We start from the raw sequence: 22,302 nt of genomic DNA, 5'->3' as shown, positions 1-22,302 counted from the left end.
ATGACTTCTCTACGCAAGCTCGGCTCCTCCGACCTCGAGGTCTTCCCGCTCTCCCTCGGCGGCAACGTCTTCGGCTGGACCGCCGACGAGGCGCAGTCCTTCGCCGTGCTCGATGCGTACGCGGCCGGGGGCGGCAACTTCGTCGACACCGCCGACGGCTACTCCGCGTGGATCCCCGGCCACACGGGCGGTGAGTCGGAGACGGTCATCGGCAAGTGGTTCGCCGCGCGTGGCAACCGCTCCGACATCGTCCTCGCCACCAAGGTCAGTACCCACCCCGCGTACAAGGGCCTGTCCCCGGCGAACATCAAGGCCGCCGCCGACGCCTCGCTGCGCCGCCTCGGCACGGACTACATCGACCTCTACTACACCCACTTCGACGACACCTCGGTGCCGGTCGAGGAGATCATTGGCGCGCTGGACGAACTGGTCCGGGCCGGCAAGGTCCGGGAGATCGCCGCCTCCAACATCTCCGCCGAGCGGCTCGCGGAGTCCGTGGAGTTCTCCGACCGTGAGGGCCTCGCCCGCTACGTCGCCCTCCAGCCCCACTACAACCTCGTCTCGCGCGACACCTACGAGGGTCCGCTCCAGGAGGTCGCCTCCCGGACCGGCCTGGCCGCCATGCCGTACTTCGCGCTCGCGTCCGGATTCCTCACCGGCAAGTACCGCCCGGGTAAGACGGTCGACTCCGCGCGGGCCGAGGGCGCAGGCAAGCACCTCGACACCGAGCGCGGCATCCGCGTCCTGGCCGCCCTCGACGAGGTCGCCGGGGCCCATGACGCGGAGGTCGCCACGGTCGCCCTCGCCTGGCTCGCCGCCCGGCCGACGGTCGCGGCGCCCATCGCCTCCGCACGGACGGTCGAGCAGCTGCCGGCCCTGCTGGCGGTCGCCGACCTGACCCTGACGGACGCGGAGGTGGCCAGGCTGACGGAAGCGTCCGCCTGAGGCCTACGACTGGTAGGGGTTGTACGCGGGGTACGGCGTCGCCGGGGCGGGATACGGGGTCGTCGCGCCGGCGGGGTACGGGGGTGCGCCGGCGGGGTTCACCTGGCCGGGCACCGGCGCGTAGCCGTACCCGGGCCACGGCGGCGGTAGCTGCGGCGGCACCGGTACGGCCGGGGCCGACGCGTGGGCCGCGTACGCGAGGGAGGGGCGGGCGACCTCCCGGCGGCGCCACAGCTCGTGCAGCAACTCCCGCTCCCGTACGACGAAGTCGGCGTTGGCACGGCCACTGCGCCCCCGGTGCCGCAGAAACGCCAGCGAGGTCGCGTACGCCTCGTACTGCGCGACCGAGCGCGCCGCCGCCCTGCCGTAGTGGTGGGCGGCGTAGTCGCGGGCCAGCCGCCGCGCCCGCATCGAGCCGAGCACGTACGGCTCGGGCGGGGTGAGCCACCCGGCCGCCGCGTACGCCGGAAGTTCGGTCCGTACGGTCTTCAGCTCCCGCTGCCGCGTCCAGATGACGAGGAAGGTGAGCAGACCGAACGCGGGCACCATGAACGCCCCGTACACCGCGTAGAAGCCGTACTCCCCGAAGTTCGACGAGCCGTTCCACATCGAGTGCATGCCCATCGCGAGCAGCAGTCCGGTCAGGGGCAGCAGGACGCGGCGCACGTGCTGGCGCTCGGCGGACAGCGCCGCGACACCGAAACCGATTCCGGTGAGCACCGTGAACAGGGGGTGCGCGAAGGGCGACATCACGACGCGGACGAAGAAGGTCGCGGCGGTGACGGAGGCCAGGCCGCGGTCGCCGTTGAGCTGGTCCGTGCCGAAGGCGGTGCCGAGATAGAGGATGTTCTCGGTGAAGGCGAAGCCGGTCGCGGTGACTCCGGCTATGACGACCCCGTCGACGATCCCCGTGAAGTCCCGGCGGCGGAAGAGGAAGACCAGGAGCACGGCGGCGGCCTTCGCGGACTCCTCCACGATCGGCGCTATGACGGTCGCGCCGAGCGTGTCGGCGCTGGACGGGTCGGCGGTGGCGGTCGCTACCCATCTGGTCGCGAAACTGTTGGCGACGATCGCGATCAGCGCCGCCGCGCAGGCGCCCCACGCGAAGGCGAAGAGCAGATTGCGCCAGGGGCCGGGCTCCACCCGGTCCAGCCAGCGGAACGCGGCGACCAGGAGCGGCACGGGCAGCACGGCGAGGCCGAGCCCGACCAGGAAGCCCTCGGTGCCGGTCTGTTGGCGGACCAGGGCCAGGATGACGAGGCCGGAGAGCGCGAGCAGGGTGATCAGCGCGCCGTAGCGCACCCACTTCCGCTGCCACCAGTGCGCGTGCCGCAGCGCACCGTCGGCCGGCCCACCGGTGGGACCGCCGGGATACGTCGGGTACGGGGGGAAGGTGGCCACGGCATTGACCCTAACGAGGGAGGGGCGCTGCCCGCGACGGCGCCTGGTGGTGTTCGTCCGCGGGTCTTCAGTCGCCGGATGTGTCCTGGTCCCGGTGCTGTACGCGCCGGAACAGGAGGTCGTTCACCACATGACCCTTCTCCAGTCCCTGACCCTCGAAACGGGTCAGTGGCCGGAAGTCCGGACGAGGCGCGTAACCGCCGTCCGGTCGGGTGTTCTCGAAGTCCGGGTGCGCGCTCAGCACTTCCAGCATCTGCTCGGCGTACGGCTCCCAGTCGGTCGCGCAGTGCACGAGGGCGCCGGGCCTGAGGCGGGTCGCGGCGAGGCTGAGGAACTCCGGCTGGATCAGCCGCCGCTTGTGGTGCCGCTTCTTGGGCCAGGGATCGGGAAAGTACACGCGCAGCCCGCTCAGGGAATCCGGCGTGAGCATCTCCCTGAGCAGAATGATCGCGTCACCGTTGCCGACGCGGATGTTGGTGAGGCCGTTCTGGTCCGCGAGATTGAGCAGGTTGCCCTGCCCCGGCGTGTGCACGTCGACGGCGAGGATCCCCGTCTCAGGGTCCTCCGCCGCCATCCGCGCGGTGGCCTCACCCATCCCGAACCCGATCTCCAGCACGACGGGCCGCTCGCCCCCGAACAACTCCGCGAGATCGATCACCCGCTGCCCGTCGATGTCGAGCCCCCATTTGGGCCACAGCCGCTGCAACGCGTCCGCCTGGCCCGTGGTGACCCGGCTGCGCCGCGGCTGGAAACTCCGGATCCGCCGCTCGAAGTGCGATCCGGCGGGGTCGGCCTTCGGCCCGTCGGGGAACCGGGGCTCCCCTTTGGCCCGGACATGCCGATGGGGCTCACCTCCGGCGACGGAGCTGGACCGGGGCTCTTCGGGGGAGTCAAGGGAGTCAGACACAGTGAGGACGATTTTACGGCGCCCCCGGGAGCAGCCTGCCGCCCCTGCCCGTCCCACTGGCTCCGCCCCGGACTTTCGAACGGCTGGACGGCCGAGGCTTTCGGGGGCGCGGGGAACGGCGCGATCGGCCCCCACCGCCCGCGGGCGAAGAACCCCCACCGCCCCGCGGGCGAAGAACCCACGGGCCTGTCACCCCGTCACGTCCCCGCCAGCACCCCCAGCGCCCTGCGCGCAACCTCCCGGCCGATCGGGAGCGACGCCGTGGCGGCGGGAGACGGTGCGTTCAGGACGTGTACGGTCCGAGGGCCCTCCTCGATGAGGAAGTCGTCCACCAGGGTGCCGTCCCTCAGGACGGCCTGGGCCCGGACACCTGCCGAGGCCGGGATCAGGTCGTCCGGCGTCACCGCCGGCAGCAGCCGCCGCACGGCCCCGGTGAACGCCGCCTTGGACACCGACCGCCGCAGCTCCCCCGCCCCGTACCGCCAGTGCCGCCGCGCCATCCGCCAGGAACCGGGCCACGCCACGGCCACGCCCACCTCACGGGGCCGGACGATCCCCCACCCGTACCCCTCCCGGGCGAGTGCGGGCACCGCGTTGGGCCCGATGTGGACGTCTCCGTCGATCCCCCGGGTGAGGTGCACGCCGAGGAAGGGGAAGGCGGGGTCGGGGACCGGGTAGACCAGGCCGTGGACCAGCTCGGGACGCGCCAGGGAGTAGTACTCCCCGCGGAAGGGGATGATCCGCATGCCGGGCTCGTCCCCGGCCAGGCGCGCGATCTCGTCGCAGTGCAGCCCGGCGCAGTTGACCAGCACCCGTCCCCGCACGACCGCCCCGTCCTCCATGCGGACGGCGACACCGAGCGCGGGCCGGCGGTCGATGCGCACGACCTGCGCCCCGTACCGGATCTCCGCCCCGGAGGACTCGGCGAGCTGCCGGGCCACGGCGACGTAGTCGCACACCCCCGTCGTGCCCACGTGGATCGCGGCGAGCCCGCGCACCTGCGGCTCGTACTCCGCTATCTGGGCGGGGCCCAGCTCCCGCACCGGAATGCCGTTCTCCCGGCCGCGCTGCACGAGCCCGTGCAGACGGGGCAGCTCGGCCTTCTCCGTGGCGACGATCAGCTTTCCGGTGACGGCGTGCGCGATGTCGTACTCCGCGCAGAACTTCACCATCTCGGCGGCGCCCCGCACGGCGTACCGCGCCTTCAGCGAGCCGGGCCGGTAGTAGATCCCGCTGTGGATCACCCCGCTGTTGCGCCCCGTCTGATGCCGGGCGGGGCCCCGCTCCTTCTCCAGCACCGTCACCCGCGTGCCCGGCGCGGCGCGCGTGATCGCGTAGGCCGTCGCCAGGCCGACGATCCCGCCGCCGATCACCAGCACATCGCAGTCGTAAGCGACCCGCACCTGTTCCACCTCCCGGCTTCAAGAGTGCACTGCGCCACTGACAATGCCTTCAAACCCAGGAAGCGGGCCGCGTCCCCGAAGGGGCGCGGGGCTGCGGCATGGTGCGGATCCGCCGCGTGGGCGCGACAGGCCCTAGGCCGGGGCCATCAGCAGCGGCCGTGCCCGCTCCCTCAGCTCCACCACACGCGGTTCGTCGCCGTAGGGCTCCAGACGGTGCAGAAGGTCCTTCACGTACTCCGTCGTGCGCGCGGAGGAAATCCGCCCGGCGACCTCCACCGCCCGTACGCCCTGCTCGCATGCCGCGTCGAGATTGCCCGACTCGAGCTCGGCGACCGCCGACACCACCAGTCGCAGACCGTGGGAGCGTACGAACTCCTCCGTCGGCTTCGACAGTGCCTGCTCGGTGAAGCGGCGCACCTGGCGCGGTGCCTTCAGGTCGCGGTAGCACTCGGCCGCGTCGGCCGCGAAACGGTCGTACGAGTAGAAGCCGAGCCAGCTCGGGTCGTGGTCGCCGTCCCGGGCCCGCTCCAGCCAGCCCTCGGCGGCCTTCAGGGCCCCGCCGGCCGCCTGGGCGTCACCCGCGCGTGCGTGGGCGCGTGCCTCGACGAGGCGGAAGAAGCTCATGGTGCGGGCGGTGGCGAGCCCCCGGTTGCGCTCCAGGGCGGCCTGGGCGAGGTCGACGCCCTCGTCGCCGAAGCCGCGGTAGGTCGCCTGGAGGGACATGGAGGCCAGTACATAGCCGCCCAGCGGGACGTCGGCGGCGGCTCGGGCCAGGCGCAGGGCCTGGATGTAGTAGCGCTGGGCGGCCTCCTGCTGGCCCGTGTCGAAGGCCATCCAGCCCGCCAGGCGGGTCAGCTCGGCGCTCGCTCCGAACAGGGCTCTGCCCACTTCGTCGGAGTAGGCGCCGAGCAACAGCGGTGCCGCCTCGACCCGCAGGCATTCCGGCACCATTGACGAACGCCAGTCGCCACCTCCGTACTTGGAGTCCCAGCGCCTGGCGTCCTCTGCTGCCTCGCGGAGCTTCTGCACATCGCTGTGGCCGACTTTCAGTGGTGCCCCGGAGCCCTCGGAAGGGTTCACGTCCCGCGCCACCGAACTGTCGGCCGGGGTTATCAGCCACCGTGAGGCGGGAGTCGCGTAAGCGCTCACTGCGAAGGATCCCGCCAGGGACTGCCAGATGCCGCCGCTGCCGGCCCGGCGGCCGGCGAGATCGAGGCGGTACAGCTCGGTGGCGGACCGCACCGCCTGCCCGACGTCACGGGGGAAGGCGAGGCCCACTTCGGGCGCGGGATCCGCGTCCGCCAGGCCGATCTCGTGGAGCGGCACCGGGCGGCCGAGCTTCTGACCGATGGCGGCCGCGATGAGATGTGGCGCCGCACCCTGCGGCACCATTCCCTTCGACACCCAGCGCGCCACCGACGTCTTGTCGTAGCGAAGAGTCAACCCGCGTTGAGCGCCAAGATCGTTGACGCGCCGCGCGAGTCCTGCATTGCTGATTCCCGCGAGGGCGAGAACGGCGCCGAGTTTTTCGTTCGGCCCGCGTTGCTCCCTGGACATGCGCCACCCCTCGACACAGACGGCTGCCGCGCTGGCATAACCATGCGGCATTCGTAAACCCAGCGTAGTTCGCCGCATCCCAAGCGTTAAGGGGCGTTGTTCCGGATGGCGGGATTGTGGTCCGTACGGAAGTACGGACGGTTGCATCGTGCTCCCGCTGTGTGGCCGTGCGCCCGTCCGTGCGCTCTTCTCCGGCCACCGGGGGAGCGCTTCCATGGATCGTGCGTGGGTCGGCCCGCTGTACTGGATCCAGTGGGCTGGGGGACACCGCCGCCTACATCCCCGCGGGCGGCGGACCGGTCCGGGAGGCGAACTCCGCCTCCCGGACTGTGCGTTGTCGGAGCGGCGTGCTGGGCCTGTACGGAGCGTGTGCACGCCTGTCCGCCCGCAGCCGATTTGGCCGAAAATCGACGGTGGCCTTTGCGGGCAAATATCGCTCCTACCACGTCACTTGAGGGCGCATGAGGTGCTTTCGGGGAGCGTACCGGGGGCGCATTCGCGTCGCCGATCCACCCCCGCCCACTCGTCGTTCCCAGTGAATCCTTCGTGATCGCCTTGCCTCGGGCGGGTGTTCGCATCTGCTTCGGATCGGCTTTGCAGCGGCCTCCCAACGGCGCGAACGTATTCGCGGGGGCGCATTCCAGGGGGCGCAAGCCGCCCCAGGGGCCCTCCCGTACGCGGTCTTCGTGGCAGCATGGAGCCGAGTTCGTGCGGTGCACTGGTTGTCCACAGCCTGTGGAGGCGTCGATGCGGTGGTTGGTGGGGTGGAGCAGTACCGCCGCCAGAGCGCCCGAGATCGGCATGGCGGGCGCCACCGGAAGCGACGGCGAGACCGTGCACCCGGTGGGCTCCCAACTCCTGTGGGGCGACCCTGATCCGCTCTGGGCGGTCGGCGACTGGCGCCCCGACGAGGTTCGCGTCATCAAGGCCGACGCGCAGAACCGGATCGCCGTCCTCGGCACCTGCGGGGCGAGCGACGAGGAACTCAAGGTCGGCCTCTTCGCCGCGCGCGGCGGCGCACTGCGCCACCTCACCGCCTGGTCCGGCAGCTACACCGCCGTCGTCCAGGTCGGCCGCCGCACCACCGTCGCGGGCGACCTGGCGGGCGCACGGCCCGTCTTCCACACCCCCTGGGCGGGCGGTACGGCCTACGCGACCGCCGCCCTGCCGCTGGCCGACCTCATCGAGGCCAACCTCGACTTCGGGCACCTGGCGGCCCTGCTCGCCGCCCCCGACGTACCGGCCGCGGTCCACGACTCGACCCCGTACGAAGGCGTACGACGCATTCCGCCGGGGCACGCGCTGATCCTGCGCGCGGGTGCCCGCGAGGTCGCCGGCTACGAGCCCGTCGCCTCCCTCGCCGTCGCCGCGCCCAGCGCGGACCCCGACAGCGCGGTGGACGGCGTCCGCGACGCCCTGGTGGAGGCCGTACGCGCGCGCCTGGCCGCTCCCCGGCACGTACCCGGGACCGACATCGACCCCGGGCCCGTACCCGGGATGGGGCCCGCGGAGCGGCGCGCGGCGCGCGGGATGCCCGTACCGGGCATCGGCGCCGACCTCTCCGGAGGGCCCGCCTCCGGGACGCTGGCCCTGCTCGCGGCGGGGCTGCCGGGGGCGCCCGGCACGGTCCTCGGGCACGGCACGGGCGCCGGTGAGCGGCTCCTCGCCGTCACCTTCAACGACCTCGCCGTGCGCGGACGGGAGGCCGAGGTGGAGCGCGCCGGGACGCTCGCCGCGAACCCCCGGCTGCACCACGTGGTCGTCGCCGGGGGCGAGGAGACGCTTCCGTACGCCGACCTGGAGGGGCCGCTGACGGACGAGCCGGGGCCGTCGCTGGTGACGGCGGCGCGGCATCGTGCGCGGCTGTCCTCCGGCAGCGCGGACCACTTCACGGGGTACGGGGCCCGGCAGGTCCTGGACGCGCACCCCGCGCGCCTGGCCGACCTGCTGATGGACCGCAAGAGACGCCATCTGGTCCGGCCCGTCGCCGCGTTGGCGAAGGCGGACGGGTCCGTCATGGTTCCCGCGCGCGTGTACGGCGCCGCGCGCAAGCTCGCCCGCACGCCGTACCGGACCGGCGTCGACGTTCTCGCCGACCGGCTGCTGCACCGGCGCTTCGACGAACCGGGCGGCGCGGTGGGTGCGTCTCTCGCCGCGCTCACCTGGGCCAGGCCTGGTCCCGCGGCGCGTTGGCTGACCGGTGAGGCGCTGGCTGAAGTATCGGTTCGCCTACAAGGAGCCGCAGGTCGGACGGGGGTGGTCGGTCCCGGGCAGCGACCCGGTGACTTCCGCGCCCGGGCGGCGCTCGCGCGCCACGCCGCCGATCTTCGCGTCCTGGAACAGGCCGCCGAGATCCGCTTCCAGCGGCTGCACGCGCCGTTCCTGGACAACCAGGTCGTCCGCGCGTGCCGTGAGTTGCCGGAGGCGCTGCGGGTTCAGCCCGGGGCGCGCGCCGCGATCCTGCGGACCGTCCTGGAGGGTGCCGGGGTGGCCGACCTGCCGCCCGGCTGGGGCGCGCCCTCGCACGCGTCCTCGGCGGCGGCCGCGCGGACGGGGTTGCGGGTGGCCGCGGATTCTCTGATCGCTTTGTTCGACACTCCTCTGCTGGCGCAGGCGGGGCTCGTCGAGGCACGGGTCGTCCGCAAGGCGCTGCGGGCGGCCGCGGCGGGGGAGCCGCTGCCGCTGGACGGGCTGGCGGATCTGGTCTCCCTGGAACTGTGGCTGCGCCGTCTGCTGGCCCGCCGCGGCACGTGCTGGACGGGCACGCCCGCCCGCCAACGGGCCGTGCCCGCGGGGATCGTGCCGCAGGGGCGGGCGTTGGGGGCGGGGGCCGGGGGGCGGGGCTAGCGGGCGGGTCGTCTCTGAGGTGTCTGGGCCGTCTGTGCCGTCTCTGGGTCGCTCGGGGCCGTCGTTGGGTCGGGGCCGCGCCGGTACGTCGAGCCTGTCGCCGCCGGATCAGGCCTTGCCCTACAGGGAGCCGCTTCCGGACCCGAACGTAAGCGACGGGCTTGTGACGCACCGGCACGGCCCCTTCGGCAGGTGGGCGGCTGCGGGCCGGTGACGGCGATCACGCAGTCCCCCGTGTCCCTGGGATCGGGGCTGGGCTCCGGTTCCCCGTCGACCGTGAGTCGTTCGTGCAGTTGTCCGTGCGCCTGAGGGTCGCTTCTGCCGGTGCAGGTCAGGCCGGTCGGGGGTTTGGCGGCGGAGCCCCCAAGTGGGGATGGGACGGGTAGGGGCGGCGGGGGCGGGGAACCTGAGCGCGGGCCCGCCGGGGAAAGCCTCGGCCCTGCGCACCGGGCGAGGTGAGAATAGGCGGGTGCGGTACAGAATCCTGGGGGTCGCCCAGGCGGAAGATGAACAGGGTGCCCCGGTCGCGCTGGGCGGCCCCCGGGTACGCGCCCTGCTCACGGCGCTCGCCCGACGTACGGACCGCACGACCACCTCCCAGACCCTGATCGACGAGGTATGGGCGGATGATCCCCCACTGGACGCCCCGGCGGCGTTGCAGGCCCTGGTCGGCCGCCTGCGCCGAGCGATCGGCAAGGACGCGGTCGCCTCGGAGGCGGGCGGCTACCGGTTGCGGGCCACCAAGGACGACGTGGACCTGTTCGTCTTCGAGCGGCAGGTACGGGACGGCAAGGCCGCCCTCGATCGCGGCGACGCGTCCACCGCCGCCCACACCCTGCGCGCCGCCCTCGCCCTGTGGCACGGCCCGGCCCTCGCGGACCTCCCCGGCCGAGACGCCGCCACCCGCTGGGACGCGCTCCGCCTGCAGGCGACGCGCACCCGCATCGACGCGGACCTGCGACTGGACCGCGCCTGCGACGTCGTACCGGAGTTGAAGGAGCTGACCACCGCCCACCCGTACGACGAGGCCCTGCACGCCCTGCTCATCCGCGCCCTGCGCGACGCGGGCCGGGGAGCGGACGCGCTGTCCGCGTACGAAGGGGTGCGCCGCGCCCTCCAGGAGGGTCTGGGCGCGGATCCCGGCGGGGAACTGCAAAGGCTGCACGCGGAGTTGCTCGCCCCGGCGGGAGCGGGCGGGCCGGGGGCCATACCCGTGGACGCCGACCATCGCGTACGACGGGAAGGGGGCGGGGTGGAGGCGGCCACCCGCAGCGGCTGGCGTGTCGACGCCGGCTCCTCTGGAGAGCGGCCGACTCCGCAAGCGGCCGAGGACGGACACTTCCCCGACCCCCGCCTCGACCCCGAACGCACCGGCAACCTCCGCCCCCGTCTGAACTCCTTCGTCGGCCGGGAACCCGAACTCGACGCGATCCGTTCGGATGTGCAGAGGGCACGCCTGGTCACGCTGACCGGACCGGGCGGTTCGGGAAAGACCCGCCTCGCCGAGGAAGCCGCCGCCGGGCTCCCGCAGGCCTGGCTGGTCGAGCTGGCCCCGCTCGACCGGCCCGAGGCGGTCCCGGGCGCGGTGATCAGTGCCCTCGGTCTGCGCGAGACCGTGTTGATGACCCACGAGATGGCGATGGCCGGCCAGGACGACCCGCTCGGCCTGCTCGTCGAGTACTGCGCCCCGCGCAGCCAGCTCCTGATCCTCGACAACTGCGAGCACGTCATCGGCGCGGCCGCCGAACTCGCCGAGACCCTGCTCACCCGCTGCCCGGGGCTCACCATCCTCGCCACCAGCCGTGAACCGCTCGGCGTCCCCGGCGAGTTGGTGCGCCCGGTCGAGCCCTTGCCGCCCGACCCCGCGCGCCGGCTGTTCATGGAGCGCGCGGCGGCGGTACGTCCTGACGCCGACGCCGCGCTCCACGACACCGAGGCGGTGGACGAGATCTGCCGGCGGCTCGACGGCCTGCCCCTGGCCATCGAGCTGGCCGCCGCGCGCCTGCGGCTGCTGACACCACGCCAGATCGCCGACCGGCTCGACGACCGCTTCCGGCTGCTCACCTCCGGAAGCCGCACGGCGCTGCCCCGCCAGCAGACCCTGCGCGCGGTCGTCGACTGGTCCTGGGACCTGCTCGACGAACGCGAGCGGGCCGTGCTGCGCGAGGCGTCCGTCTTCGCGGGCGGCTGGGACCTCACGGCCGCCGAAGCCGTCTGCACCGGTTCCCTCACTGCTGCTCTCGCCGGTCCGGTCGCCGGTGGCGTGGCCGATCTCGTCGGGGCGCTCGTCGACAAGTCACTGATCGTCGCGACCCCGTCCGACCCGTCCGACCCGTCCGCCCCGTACGACGAGGACGGTGGTGGCGGCATGCGGTACCGCATGCTGGAGACGATCCACGAGTACGCCACCGAGCGCGCCGCCGAAGTCCCTGAGCTGCGCGCCGCGGCCGAGCGGCGCCACCGCGCGTGGGTGCGTGACCTCGTCGAGGAGGCCGAGCCACTGCTGCGCTCCGCCGCGCAGCTGCCCTGGATCCACCGTCTGGAGAACGAGCTCGACAACATCCGGGCGGCGCTGCACCGCGCGATCGTCGCCGGTGCGGAGGAGGATACCGGTGCGATCGTCCTCGCCATGGGCTGGTTCTGGTGGCTGCGCAACTTCCGTCACGAGGGCAGGGAATGGACCGACCGCCTGCTGCGGCTGGGCGCGGCGCTCGACGCGAGGCGCGTCGTGTCCGAGGCGAACCGGGCGCACGGCGGGGAGAGCGGCGACGGTGGTGAGGGGTACGAGGGTCGCGGCGGTGGCGACCTCTTCGCCGACCTGGACCGGTTCGACCCACTGGCCGCTTTCCTCGACGCCCCGGACCACGAGGAGTCGCATCCGCTGCACGGCATGCGGATGCGGGCGCGCATGCTCCACCTGTTCATGCTGGTGGACACCGATCCGTTGGACGCAGGTGAGTACCCGCGGATTCAGGAGTACATCCTGCGGGTGCGGGACTTCTTCGAGAAGGGCGGCCCGGACGCGGCGACCATGCCGGGCATCGTCTGGCCGATGACCGCCTTCTTCCTGAGCGGTTGGCACGACGTGCGTCCCTCGATGGACGCGGCGCTCACCAACTGCCGTGCGTACGGCGGTGAGTGGGAGATCGGCGTCACCCTGATGTTCCGTACGCACATGGTCGTCGATGCCCCGGGCGGCATGCCGGGCGTGGACGACGACCTCGCGGAGCTACGGGTGCTCAGCCGGCGGGTGGGCGACCGCTGGGTGCGCGCCCAGGTGTGCAGCGCCGCGGGGGAGGCCGCCATGGCGCGCGGTTTCTACGACGAGGCCAAGGGCGAGTACGAGGAGGCACTGCGGCTGGCCTTCGAGGTGGGCGCGTACGCCGAGACGCCCTTCCTCATGGCGCGGCTGGCCGAGCTCGCCTACCGAGCGGGCGAGCGCTCGCAGGCGCTGGCCGCCCTGGACGAGGCGAACGCCGCGGCCGAGCGGTACAGCGTCACGGACTCCGGCGCCTTCGTCCGTCTGCTCCGCGCCCAGCTGGCCCTGGACGACGGCGAGGTCGCCGTCGCGCGTGAACAGTGGGAGCAGGCGTGCGAGATGACCGCCCGCGGCACCCCGCCGCCGCAGTTCATGGCGGCGCTGAACTGGGTCGAGGCGCTCGTCACGGCCGTCGAGTCCGGCGCGGAGCCCGGCCTGCGCAAGATGGCCGACGCGTTGGCCGGGGCGGTGACGGGGCGGTGCGCCGATGTGGTGACGGCGAGCCTCGTCGAGAGTGCGGCGGGCCTGCTGTCCGAGCTCGGCGACCATCCCCGAGCGGCCCGTCTGCTCGCGGCCGGTACGTCCTGGCGCGGCGGTCACCCCCGTCCCACCCAGGAGCGCACCTGTGCCGAGCGCACGGAGACCGCCGCGCGTGCCGCTCTGGGTTCCGTCCGCCATGAGTCCGAGCGGACGACGGGGGCGGGCTTCACCCAGGCCGACGCCCTGCGGGAGCTCGCGGAGGCGCTGAAGGAGTAATTCACCTCACTGGCACTGGAACGTGGACTCCGCCCAGTCCGCCAGGGCCACCGCGTCGAATCTCGTGTGCGGTTCGACGGCCAGCCGAATCGTTGTGCGGCCGGTGAGGTTCACATGCACGGGGATCGCGGGTTCGCCGCCCTTGATCAGCGGCGACTGCCACAGGCGCGCTCCGTCGGCGTACACGGAGAAACTCACCTGGCCGAGGCCCAGCGTCAGGTCGTCCACGCCGACCAGTGCGTCGTACTCCGAGCAGCTGCGGTTGAGGTCGATGGTGACCGAGGACCGGCCGTGCACGGTCACGCCGTGGGTGTACCGCTGACCCGCGATCGAGACTCCCCACCGCTGCCACACCCAACTGCTCTCGCCGAGCCGCATCTCGGGCTTGGTGTGGTCACCGGTGACGTCGTACGCCAACTCGTTCCACTGGTAGACGACCGGTGCGGGAGGCGGCGGCGGGGTGGGCGTCGGAGTGGGGGCCGGTGCGGAGGTGGGATTCGGCTTCGCCTGCGTCGGGGTGGGTGTGGGTGTGGGTGACGGCTTGGACGTGGGCTTCGGGGTGGGCCGGGGGGTCGGGGTCGGGGTCTGGCCGGGCTTCGGTGCGGAGGCCACCACCGGGGCCCCTTGCGCGGGCTTCTTCGACGGAGTCGGCGTCGGCGTCGATGTCGGTGTCGGTGTCGGCTGTGGCTGTGGCTGTGGCGCTTCGACCACCGGCGAGGTGGCCGACGGCTTGGCCTCGGGCTTCTTGGCCGGGCTGCCGTTGCCGACGAGGGCCAGTGCCACCGCCGCCGCTGCCACCGCGACGACTCCCGCCGCGATACCGGCCTTGACCGGCGCGCCGAGCCCCTCCGAGGCGGCCGCGCCGCCCCCGGCGCCCGCCCCGCCCGCCCCGCCGCCAGTCGTCCCGGCCGCCCCGCCCGCCGCCCCGCCCGAGACCGCCGCCCCGCCCGAGCCGCCGCTCGCCGCCGCTGCGCCCGCCGCCCCGGCCGCTCCGGCGCCACCGGCGATGAGCGCGACGGCCTTCGCGTACCCGGCGGCACCGAACCAACCGATGACCGCGACCGGCACGACCGCGGGGATCCCGCTGGCGACTTCCTTGATCTGGCCCGCGGCCAGCCGGCACTTGGCGCACTCCTCCAGGTGCTTGCGCAGTCCGCGCTCGGCCCGGGTACGCAGGCCGCCGCGGGCATAGGCGCCGAGCCGGTCGGCGTAGCGCGCGCACTCCTCGTCCATGATGAGCGTGGCGCTGACGTGTGCCTGGAGGTAGGCCTGCTTGAGGCCCTCGCGGGCGCGGCTGGCCAGGACGCGGGTGCCGTTGGCGTCGAGCCCGAAGAGCGTGGCGACCTCGCTCGGGGACTCGTCCTCGACCTCCGTGTGCCACAGCACGGCCTGCCAGCGCTCAGGCAGCGACCGGAACGCCTGCATGGCCATCGACTGTTCGGCCTCGTGCATCGCCCGTACGTCGGCACCCAGGTCCAGCGTTTCGTCGTCGGACACCTCGGAGGTGCGGGAGGACTGCGCGGCGAACACCGCGAAGTCCTCGACCAGTTGTTCCCGTTTTGCGGACTTCGTCCAGCTCGCGGCGACGCGGCGGACCGTGGTGAGCAGATACGCGCGTACGGCGTGCTCGGGGCCGTGGCCGCGGCGGACCGCCTGGAGCATGCGGGCGAACACCTCGGCGGTGAGGTCGTCCGCGGTGTGCGCGTCCCGGCAGCAGGTTCGGGCATAGCGACGGACGGCTTCGGCGTGACGGCGGTACAACTCCTCGTACGCCGTGTCGTCGCCGGCCCGCATCCGCCCGATCAGATCGGCGTCGGAGGGCGGCGGCTCGATCGGGGAGGGCAGGACGCCGTCACGCCGGTCGAACCGGTCGCGCTGCGCCGGAACGCTAGCGTCCCGCGGGGCACCCGAAGTACGTGAAGCACCCGAAGTACCCGAAGTGCCTGGAGCATCCGGTGGACCCGAGGGTTCCGGGGTCATGCCCGACGGACCGCCCTGGCTCGGTACCTGCCGCGAGGGCGGCCCGCCGGCCTCCGCGCCACCGTCACCGAGTGACTCGTCCCGCCCGTCAACGCTCATCGCGGAAAGCCCCCGCCTGCACACTCGGACCCGAATACCGGGACAGAGTGCCACACGCTTCAGTGACGGGACCCCACCGCACGGACCAACCACTCGTCCGTGGGGACTTGCCACACGACAGCACTAGTGGTCACCCTTTTGGGGAATAGTCAATAAACGCTCCCCACAAGGCAGTTGCGCCACGGCCGGAATGCCCGGACTCCGAACTGCGTCACCTCGGACTCCGTCACCCCGGCCGCCGTCACATCGGCCGCGAGCGCAGCCCCTCCAGCAGGATGTCCAGCAGCCGGGCCGAGGCCGCGGCCTGCTGGGCGGCATCCGGCAGCGAGGGCGCCGCCGTGGCTATGACCAGCAGTACGTCCGCCACGGTCACGTCCGCCCGCAGCTCGCCCGCCGCGCGCGCCCGATCCACCAGCCGGCCCACCACGTCGAGCAGCGCGGCCGCACCGGCGTCGTCGGCCACCGCGGTCATGGCCTCTTCCTCGGGCGCCGACCGCTGTTCGACGAGCCGGAGCTCGGGGGCGAGCTGGGACCGCTGCTGCGGCACCCGTGCCTCGTCCGCCGAGGGCCCCTCCTCCGCGACGCCGACCCGCAGCACCTGCGGCGGCAGCAGCCGCCCGGCACCCGAGGCCACCGACGTACGCAGGAAGCGCGAGAGCGCCGACCACGGCTCGTCCTCCTGACCGAGCGCCGCGCGCGCCTGGTCGGTCAGCCGGGAGGTCTCCTCCTCGGCTATCCGACGGACCAGGACGTCCTTGCTCGGGAAGCGCCGGTACACCGTGCCGACGCCGACCCGGGCGCGCCGTGCGACGTCCTCCATCGGCGCGCCGTACCCCAGCTCGCCGAAGACCTCGCGCGCCGCGCGCAGTACGTGTTCCAGATTGCGCTGTGCGTCCACCCGTAGCGGCGTCGTCCGCGATCCGTCCACCGGACCGCGGCCATTGCCGCCCGTTGCCGCGCCGACCGTGCCACCGGACGCGATGGCAGACGCGGAAGACCAATGAGCATCCTGAATGTGCATAAGCGTTCCCCCGGTAATGACGTCTCCCCCCGGAGACTCTCCCCGCCATTGGAAGCCGGAGCGAGCGGAACAAGCTTGATTCACGAACCCGTCGTGCGGACTCGTCGAGCGCATCCCCCTACACCCCGTCGACACACGAACATAGTTGAGTGGGGGTCAATTCAGAAGGGGCAGGTTCCGCACGGAGCGCCCCCCGATCGGAGTACGGGTCGGTTACCTCCCGATTACGCCCCCTCCGAACCCTCCGATCACCCCATCTGACCTGCGCACTCTTCCCGCACTCCGGCAAACCGGCCAACCCCCCGGGCCCCCGGCCGTCGGTCACACAAATTGTCGAGCCTGTGGACAAACTCAAGAGCGGGGTGCGTCATGGGATGGTGAAGGAACCTGTGCGCATTCTCATCGTCGGCGGCGGCTACGTCGGGATGTACACCGCCCTGCGCCTCCAACGAAAGTTGAAGCCGGAACTGAATCGGGGCGAGGTCGAGATCACCGTCGTCTCCCCCGACCCCTATATGACTTATCAGCCGTTCCTTCCCGAAGCCGCCGCAGGCCTGATCTCGCCGCGCCACGTGGTGGTCCCGCTGCGCAGGGTCCTCGACCGGTGCCGGATCGTGATCGGCGAGGCCCACAGCATCGACCACGCCAAGCGCACCGCGACGCTCAGCACGCTCGCCACCGCCGAGGAGGGCGCGGGCACGGAACAGATCACGTACGACGAGCTCGTCCTCGCCCCCGGCTCGGTCTCACGCGCCCTCCCGATCCCCGGACTTGCCGATTACGCCATCGGCTTCAAGACCATCGAGGAGGCCATCGGGCTGCGCAACCACGTCATCGAGCAGATGGACATCGCCTCCTCCACCCGCGACCCCGGGATCCGCGACGCCGCCCTGACCTTCGTCTTCGTGGGAGGTGGTTACGCGGGTGTGGAGGCGCTCGGCGAACTCGAGGACATGGCCCGCTACGCCGCCCGCTACTACCACAACGTCAACGCCGACGACATGAAGTGGATCCTCGTCGAGGCCTCGAACCGCATCCTCCCCGAGGTCGGCGAGGAGATGGGCAAGTACACGGTCACCCAGCTGCGCCGCCGCAACATCGACGTACGCCTCGAAACCCGCCTCGACTCCTGCGCGGACCGGATCGCCGTCCTCAGCGACGGCGCCCGTTTCCCCACGCGCACGGTCGTGTGGACCGCCGGTGTGAAACCGCACCCGATCCTGGCCGCCACCGACCTGCCCCTCAACGGGCGCGGCCGCCTCAAGTGCACCGCGGAGCTGACCGTCGACGGCGCCCCGCACGCGTGGGCGGCGGGAGACGCCGCCGCCGTCCCCGACGTCACCGCCGGGGAGCCCGGCAAGGAGACCGCGCCCAACGCCCAGCACGCGGTACGCCAGGCCAAGGTCCTCGGCGACAACATCGCCCACTCCCTGCGCGAGGAGCCCCTGGAGACGTACTCCCACCAGTACGTCGGCTCGGTCGCGTCCCTCGGGCTGCACAAGGGTGTCGCGCACGTCTACGGGCGCAAGCTGAAGGGCTATCCTGCCTGGTTCATGCACCGCGTCTACCACCTGAGCAGGGTCCCGACCTTCAACCGCAAGGCCCGCGTACTCGCCGAATGGACCTTGGCGGGGCTCTTCAAAAGGGAGATCGTGTCCCTCGGATCGCTCGAACATCCTCGAGCGGAGTTCGAACTCGCGGCCGGTGGAAAGCATCCTATCGACCCGAAGCTCGACCCGAAGGGGTCGTCCTGACCGGACCCAGGAACTCCACCGATCAGGCAGGCGTCTGACGGATGTCGGTCCGGTCGGCCAGACTGGTCCCGACCTTGGGCGGGCCGACGGTTCGCTCATTCGCACCCACAGGCTTCTTCCCCAGCGCCGCATTTCCCGGATTCCGATCAGGGAGGCAGCGCTCCAGTGGCTCCGGCCGCGGGCCGGACCCCCGGCCGGATTCCGGAGCCGACCGGAGACGACCATCACGAGGCAAGGATTCGGTGAACTTCACCCGCTGGAGCGCCCGGCTCCCCGGAACGCAGCGCCGCGCCGCGGCGCGGACCGAACACACGGCCTCCCCGGACCGTCGAGGCGAGGGCTCCGTGCCCGCGGCCCGCGCCGAGCAGCTGACCGACGACGCGCCGCCCGTCCCCGCCGTCGACGACCTGCCCGTGCGTGAGGTCCTCGACCGCGTCCCGGCCCTCGTCGCCCTCGTGCACGGCCACGACCACCGCCTGGCCTACGTCAACGACGCCTATGTGGCGGCCTTCGGCGCCCGACCCGTCGGCGAACCCGCACGCGAGGCGCTGCCCGAGCTCGCGGAGATCGGCCTGCTCCCGCTCCTCGACCAGGTGCTGCGCAGCGCCAAGCCGCGCACGGTCAAGTCCCGCAAAGCCCCCGGCGGTCGCTCGTACACCTTCACCTGCACGCCCGTCGACGCCACCCCGGACGGCCAGGACGGCGGTGTACTCGTCTTCGCCACCGACGTCACCGACCACGCCGAGGCCGCCGAGCGACTGCGCGCCAGCGAGCGCCGCCAGCGCGAGACCGCCGTCACCCTCCAGCGCTCCCTGCTCCCCCAGGAGCTGGAAGAACCCGACGACCTGCGCGTCGCCGCCACCTACCAGCCCGGCGGCACCGAGGCCGCGGTCGGCGGCGACTGGTACGACGTGATCACCCTCGGCGGTGGCCGCACCGCGCTCGTCATCGGCGACGTGATGGGCCGCGGAGTGCGGGCCGCGGCCGTCATGGGGCAACTGCGCACCGCCGTACGCGCGTACGCCCGCCTCGACCTGCCCCCGCACGAGGTCCTGCAACTCCTCGACGGACTCGCCACGGAGATCGACGCCAACCAGATCGCCACCTGCGCGTACGCCGTCCACGACCCCAACGAGGGGCGGCTCGTGTACGCCTCCGCGGGCCACCTCCCGATCCTCGTCCGCGACGAGCACGGCATCGTGATCCGCGCCGACGAACCCACCGGACCACCGCTCGGCACCGGCGGCTGGATGCACGCCTCGGGCTCGGTCCCGCTGGGCCCCGGCTCCACGGCCGTCCTCTACACCGACGGCCTGGTCGAGCGCCGCAACGAGGACCTCGACGAGGGGATCGCGTCCCTGGAGCGCGCCCTCGCGGGGGCGACGGGCGCGCCCCAGGTCGTCTGCGACCGCCTCGTCCGCTCCGCGGGCGTCACCGCCGACCACGACGACGACGTGGCCGTCCTCGTCCTCCAGCACCCCGCCCGTACGGGCCCCGACGGCGAGCTCTTCCGCAACGCGGCCCTGGAGCTGCTGGGCGGGGTGGAGGCGGCGCCACGCGCGCGTGCCTTCGCCTCCGGCGTGCTGACGAGTTGGCGTTTCCCGTCCGACCTCCATGATCTCGGCGTCCTCGCCACCAGCGAACTGGTCGCCAACTCCCTCCAGCACGGCACCCCGCCGATGCGCCTTCGGCTGCGCCGTACCGACCGCCGCCTCATCATCGAGGTCACCGACGGCGACGACCATCTGCCGCGTCGGCGTCGCGCCGAGCCCGCCGACGAGGCCGGCCGCGGTATCGCGATCGTCGCGACGATCGCTTCCGGTTGGGGGTCGCGGCGTACGCCCGGGGGAGGGAAGGCGGTCTGGTGCGAGTTCGCCCTGCCCCGCACCGCCGGCTGACCCCGGCCCCGGGTGTGTTCCTCGAGAAACCCCCAGGGCGTTCCCCGAGAAGCAGCAGACGGCTGCCGCCACGGTGAAACGTGGTGACAGCCGTCGTAAGAACGTCGTACGAACCTCCGTCAGGCGCTCGCCGGTACCGGCTCCGCGGGTGCCGCCCCGCCCTGAGCCACCACCCGGCTCTTCGCCAGCCACGGCTGGTTCTGTACGGGGCTGAGCTGCCGCCCGAGCCGCAGCGCCAGGAACGTGATGCCGAGCGAGAAGAGCAGAAACGTCACGACGTAGGGACCGTGCAGCGAGGCCCCCATCGGGCCGCCCACCGCAGGACCCACGGCCAGCGCGAGCTGCTTCACCAGGGCGAAGGCCGAGTTGTACTGGCCGGCCAGTCCCGTCGGCGCGAGATCCGCGACCAGCGGCGCGACCGTCGGCGACAGCATCGCCTCGCCGAGTCCGAACAGCGCGTACGTCGAGACGAACGCCGCCGTCGCCATCGTCTGGCTGCCGTGTCCCAGCCCCGCGTATCCGGCGGCCAGCCACGCCACGGCCCAGATGAGGCCCACCGCCGCGATCACCCGTGACCGCTTCCGGCGCTCGACGAACTTCAGCACCGCGAACTGCGCCACCACGATCATCGCCGTGTTCGCCGCCATCGCCGTACCGAGCGCGGAGGTCGAGATCCCGGCCGCCTCGACGCCGTACGCGGACAGCCCCGACTCGAACTGCCCGTAGCAGGCGAAGAACAGCACGAAGCCCAGCACGGACAGCTGCACCATGGCCCGGTTGCCCAGCAGCTGCTTCCAGCTGCCGCCCTCGGCCTGCGGCGCTTCCCCCTCGATCCGCGGCGCGTGCGGCACCCGTACGGTCGCCATGATCACGACCAGCACCAGGAACATCGCCGCCTCGATCGCGAACAGCAGCGTGAACGAACTCGCGCGGGTCGTGTCGACGATGTGGCCGCCGATCAGGCCACCCACGCCGAGCCCGAGGTTCTGCAGGAAGAACTGTGTCGCGAAGGCGCGCGACCGCGTGTCCGCCGTCGAGCAGTCCACGATCATCGTCGCCAGCGCCGGCTGCATGACCGCTTGTCCCGCACCGAGCGCCGCCGCCGACAGCAGTACGGCCGTGGCGTTGCTCGCGAGCCCCAGGCTCAGCGCCCCGACGGCGGCGGTGACCAGGGCGGTGAGCAGGACCGGCAGCGGGCCGCGCAGGACGATGGCCCGTCCGGCGAACGGCAGCACCACGAGAGCGGCCACGGCGAAGACGGCGAGCACGAGGCCCGCCGTCATGGAGCCGAGTCCCCGTACCTGCGCCACATAGACGTAGAGGAAGGGGACGGTAAAGCCGAGCCCGAACGCTCCGAGTGCGTTGCCCACGTGGATCCGGCGCATCGCTGCGCCCATCGCCCTGGTCACTTTCACCTGCCTTGGTCGTGAAGCTTCGGCGTGCATGGATGCAGGCCTGAAGACTTCGAAGCTAAAGTTAGATGTTGAACTGTACAGCTTCAAGGACTTCAATGCCAAGCGAGCCCGTGCGATACTTCGGACATGGGCGACACCCCCGGCCGCACCGCGCCGACAACCGAGCCGACACTCGACGAACAGATCGCCGCCTACCAGCGCGAGTTCCGGGACCTCGACCCCCAGGTCGAGAAGATCGTGGCGGCGCTCGGCCGCCTCAACCGCCGCATGAACGTCGCCTACGGCCGCCAGACCGCCACCCTCGGCATCAGCAACGCCGAGTGGGAGGTCCTCAAGGCCCTCGTCCTGTCCGGCGAGCCGTACCGGATGGGCCCCAGTGACCTCGCCAAGCGGCTGGGCCTGACCCCGGCCGCGATGACCCACCGGATCGACCGGATGGTCGCGGAGGGTCTGGTCACCCGGGAGCGCGACGAGGCGAACCGTGTCCGCGTGATCGTGGAGCTCACGGACGAGGGGCGCGAGAAGTGGCTGGAGGCCATGCGCCTCGCCACGGTCTTCGAGGAGGACCTCCTCCAGGACCTGTCCGCGGACGAGCGCGGTGTCCTCGGCGAGGTTCTGACGCGTCTCCTGCGACGCGTGGAGCACGCTCAGCCGGACGCGGGCGGCCGGCTCAGCGACCTCGATTAAAAGATCTTGACAGAGATGGTTGACACCACCCTGCTGGATCCGTAAGGTTCTTCGAGTTGCCACGGGGCCGTAACGGTTCTGCGGTAGCACCTCCGCCGCAGAAGCGGCACCCCAACCATCAGCACGATCTCCCAAACGGGTGAATTCGGCGTGCCCGAATTCAATTCGTCTGGGACACGGCGGTCCGATTAGGAACTGCCGAGAGGATCCGCTAAAGTTTGGGACGTCGGAACGGCCCAAGGGCTGGGAAGACAAGCCCCGCTGACTGGGAATCAGGACCGAAAGGATCTGATAGAGTCGGAACCGCCGGAAAGGGAAACGCGAAAGCGGAAACCTGGAAAGCACCGAGGAAATCGGATCGGGAAACGGTCTG

The 22,302-nt window shown here is 72.2% G+C and carries 13 protein-coding genes; 6 read left to right on the top strand and 7 right to left on the bottom strand.

What is annotated here, in order from left to right:
• Positions 1-945 carry an aldo/keto reductase gene (locus ACIRA5_RS45550; protein ID WP_403702094.1) on the top strand — a complete coding sequence of 315 codons (945 nt, stop codon included), beginning with the start codon at positions 1-3 and terminating at the stop codon, positions 943-945.
• 3 nt (positions 946-948) lie between these two features.
• Here the strand turns inward: ACIRA5_RS45550 and ACIRA5_RS45545 are convergent, their stop codons facing one another.
• The 4 genes from ACIRA5_RS45545 to ACIRA5_RS45530 all read right to left on the bottom strand — a co-directional run bounded on the left by ACIRA5_RS45545 (position 949) and on the right by ACIRA5_RS45530 (position 6,213).
• Entirely contained in the window at positions 949-2,346 is a 1,398-nt protein-coding gene (locus ACIRA5_RS45545) for a PrsW family intramembrane metalloprotease (RefSeq protein WP_403702092.1), read from the bottom strand.
• Positions 2,347-2,413: 67 nt separating this feature from the next.
• Positions 2,414-3,253 carry a tRNA (guanosine(46)-N7)-methyltransferase TrmB gene (gene trmB, locus ACIRA5_RS45540; protein ID WP_403702089.1) on the bottom strand — a complete coding sequence of 280 codons (840 nt, stop codon included), beginning with the start codon at positions 3,251-3,253 and terminating at the stop codon, positions 2,414-2,416.
• Positions 3,254-3,450: 197 nt separating this feature from the next.
• Positions 3,451-4,656 carry an L-2-hydroxyglutarate oxidase gene (gene lhgO / locus ACIRA5_RS45535; RefSeq protein WP_403702086.1) on the bottom strand — a complete coding sequence of 402 codons (1,206 nt, stop codon included), beginning with the start codon at positions 4,654-4,656 and terminating at the stop codon, positions 3,451-3,453.
• 132 nt (positions 4,657-4,788) lie between these two features.
• Positions 4,789-6,213, bottom strand: a complete 1,425-nt coding sequence (locus ACIRA5_RS45530) for an MFS transporter (protein ID WP_099921857.1) — start codon at positions 6,211-6,213, stop codon at positions 4,789-4,791.
• A 747-nt stretch (positions 6,214-6,960) separates the two neighbouring features.
• On the opposite strand from ACIRA5_RS45530, the gene ACIRA5_RS45525 reads away from it, so the two are divergent.
• Together ACIRA5_RS45525 and ACIRA5_RS45520 are read left to right on the top strand one after the other, a co-directional pair.
• Positions 6,961-9,060, top strand: coding sequence for an asparagine synthase-related protein (locus tag ACIRA5_RS45525; RefSeq protein ID WP_352053435.1), 2,100 nt, complete (start codon positions 6,961-6,963; stop codon positions 9,058-9,060).
• Between the two features lie 469 nt (positions 9,061-9,529).
• On the top strand, positions 9,530-13,075 hold the full coding sequence (locus tag ACIRA5_RS45520) for an AfsR/SARP family transcriptional regulator (RefSeq protein WP_403702082.1): 3,546 nt from the start codon (positions 9,530-9,532) through the stop codon (positions 13,073-13,075).
• A gap of 6 nt (positions 13,076-13,081) precedes the next feature.
• Here the strand turns inward: ACIRA5_RS45520 and ACIRA5_RS45515 are convergent, their stop codons facing one another.
• Complete coding sequence (locus ACIRA5_RS45515; protein WP_403702080.1) at positions 13,082-15,154, bottom strand: sigma-70 family RNA polymerase sigma factor; 2,073 nt, start codon at positions 15,152-15,154, stop codon at positions 13,082-13,084.
• A 241-nt stretch (positions 15,155-15,395) separates the two neighbouring features.
• Complete coding sequence (locus ACIRA5_RS45510; protein ID WP_403702077.1) at positions 15,396-16,175, bottom strand: TetR/AcrR family transcriptional regulator; 780 nt, start codon at positions 16,173-16,175, stop codon at positions 15,396-15,398.
• Positions 16,176-16,549: 374 nt separating this feature from the next.
• Between ACIRA5_RS45510 and ACIRA5_RS45505 the strand changes: the two genes are divergently transcribed.
• Together ACIRA5_RS45505 and ACIRA5_RS45500 are read left to right on the top strand one after the other, a co-directional pair.
• Positions 16,550-17,929 (top strand): NAD(P)/FAD-dependent oxidoreductase, encoded by a 1,380-nt coding sequence (locus tag ACIRA5_RS45505; RefSeq protein ID WP_403702074.1) that lies wholly within the window; start codon positions 16,550-16,552, stop codon positions 17,927-17,929.
• Between the two features lie 242 nt (positions 17,930-18,171).
• Positions 18,172-19,827 (top strand): SpoIIE family protein phosphatase, encoded by a 1,656-nt coding sequence (locus tag ACIRA5_RS45500; RefSeq protein ID WP_403702071.1) that lies wholly within the window; start codon positions 18,172-18,174, stop codon positions 19,825-19,827.
• Positions 19,828-19,946: 119 nt separating this feature from the next.
• On the opposite strand, the gene ACIRA5_RS45495 is transcribed toward ACIRA5_RS45500, so the two are convergent.
• Positions 19,947-21,224: an MFS transporter gene (locus ACIRA5_RS45495; RefSeq protein ID WP_403702068.1), complete on the bottom strand. Its 1,278-nt coding sequence runs from the start codon at positions 21,222-21,224 to the stop codon at positions 19,947-19,949.
• Between the two features lie 144 nt (positions 21,225-21,368).
• Between ACIRA5_RS45495 and ACIRA5_RS45490 the strand changes: the two genes are divergently transcribed.
• Positions 21,369-21,929, top strand: a complete 561-nt coding sequence (locus ACIRA5_RS45490; RefSeq protein ID WP_403702065.1) for a MarR family winged helix-turn-helix transcriptional regulator — start codon at positions 21,369-21,371, stop codon at positions 21,927-21,929.
• Positions 21,930-22,302 lie beyond the last annotated feature (373 nt).

It is taken from the genome of Streptomyces sp. NPDC096311, from assembly GCF_044763085.1.
Classification (GTDB): Bacteria; Actinomycetota; Actinomycetes; order Streptomycetales; family Streptomycetaceae; genus Streptomyces.
Note: the sequence above shows the minus strand (reverse complement) of the source record. Positions and strands in the feature narration are given on the sequence as shown.

What these genes read in the sequence shown, in the direction of transcription:
- ACIRA5_RS45550 (WP_403702094.1), top strand. Translation starts at nt 1, where the DNA reads ATGACTTCTCTACGCAAGCTCGGCTCCTCCGACCTCGAGGTCTTCCCG.
- ACIRA5_RS45530 (WP_099921857.1), bottom strand. Translation starts at nt 6,213, where the DNA reads ATGTCCAGGGAGCAACGCGGGCCGAACGAAAAACTCGGCGCCGTTCTC.
- ACIRA5_RS45525 (WP_352053435.1), top strand. Translation starts at nt 6,961, where the DNA reads ATGCGGTGGTTGGTGGGGTGGAGCAGTACCGCCGCCAGAGCGCCCGAG.
- ACIRA5_RS45515 (WP_403702080.1), bottom strand. Translation starts at nt 15,154, where the DNA reads ATGAGCGTTGACGGGCGGGACGAGTCACTCGGTGACGGTGGCGCGGAG.
- ACIRA5_RS45510 (WP_403702077.1), bottom strand. Translation starts at nt 16,175, where the DNA reads ATGCACATTCAGGATGCTCATTGGTCTTCCGCGTCTGCCATCGCGTCC.
- ACIRA5_RS45505 (WP_403702074.1), top strand. Translation starts at nt 16,550, where the DNA reads ATGGTGAAGGAACCTGTGCGCATTCTCATCGTCGGCGGCGGCTACGTC.
- ACIRA5_RS45495 (WP_403702068.1), bottom strand. Translation starts at nt 21,224, where the DNA reads ATGGGCGCAGCGATGCGCCGGATCCACGTGGGCAACGCACTCGGAGCG.
- ACIRA5_RS45490 (WP_403702065.1), top strand. Translation starts at nt 21,369, where the DNA reads ATGGGCGACACCCCCGGCCGCACCGCGCCGACAACCGAGCCGACACTC.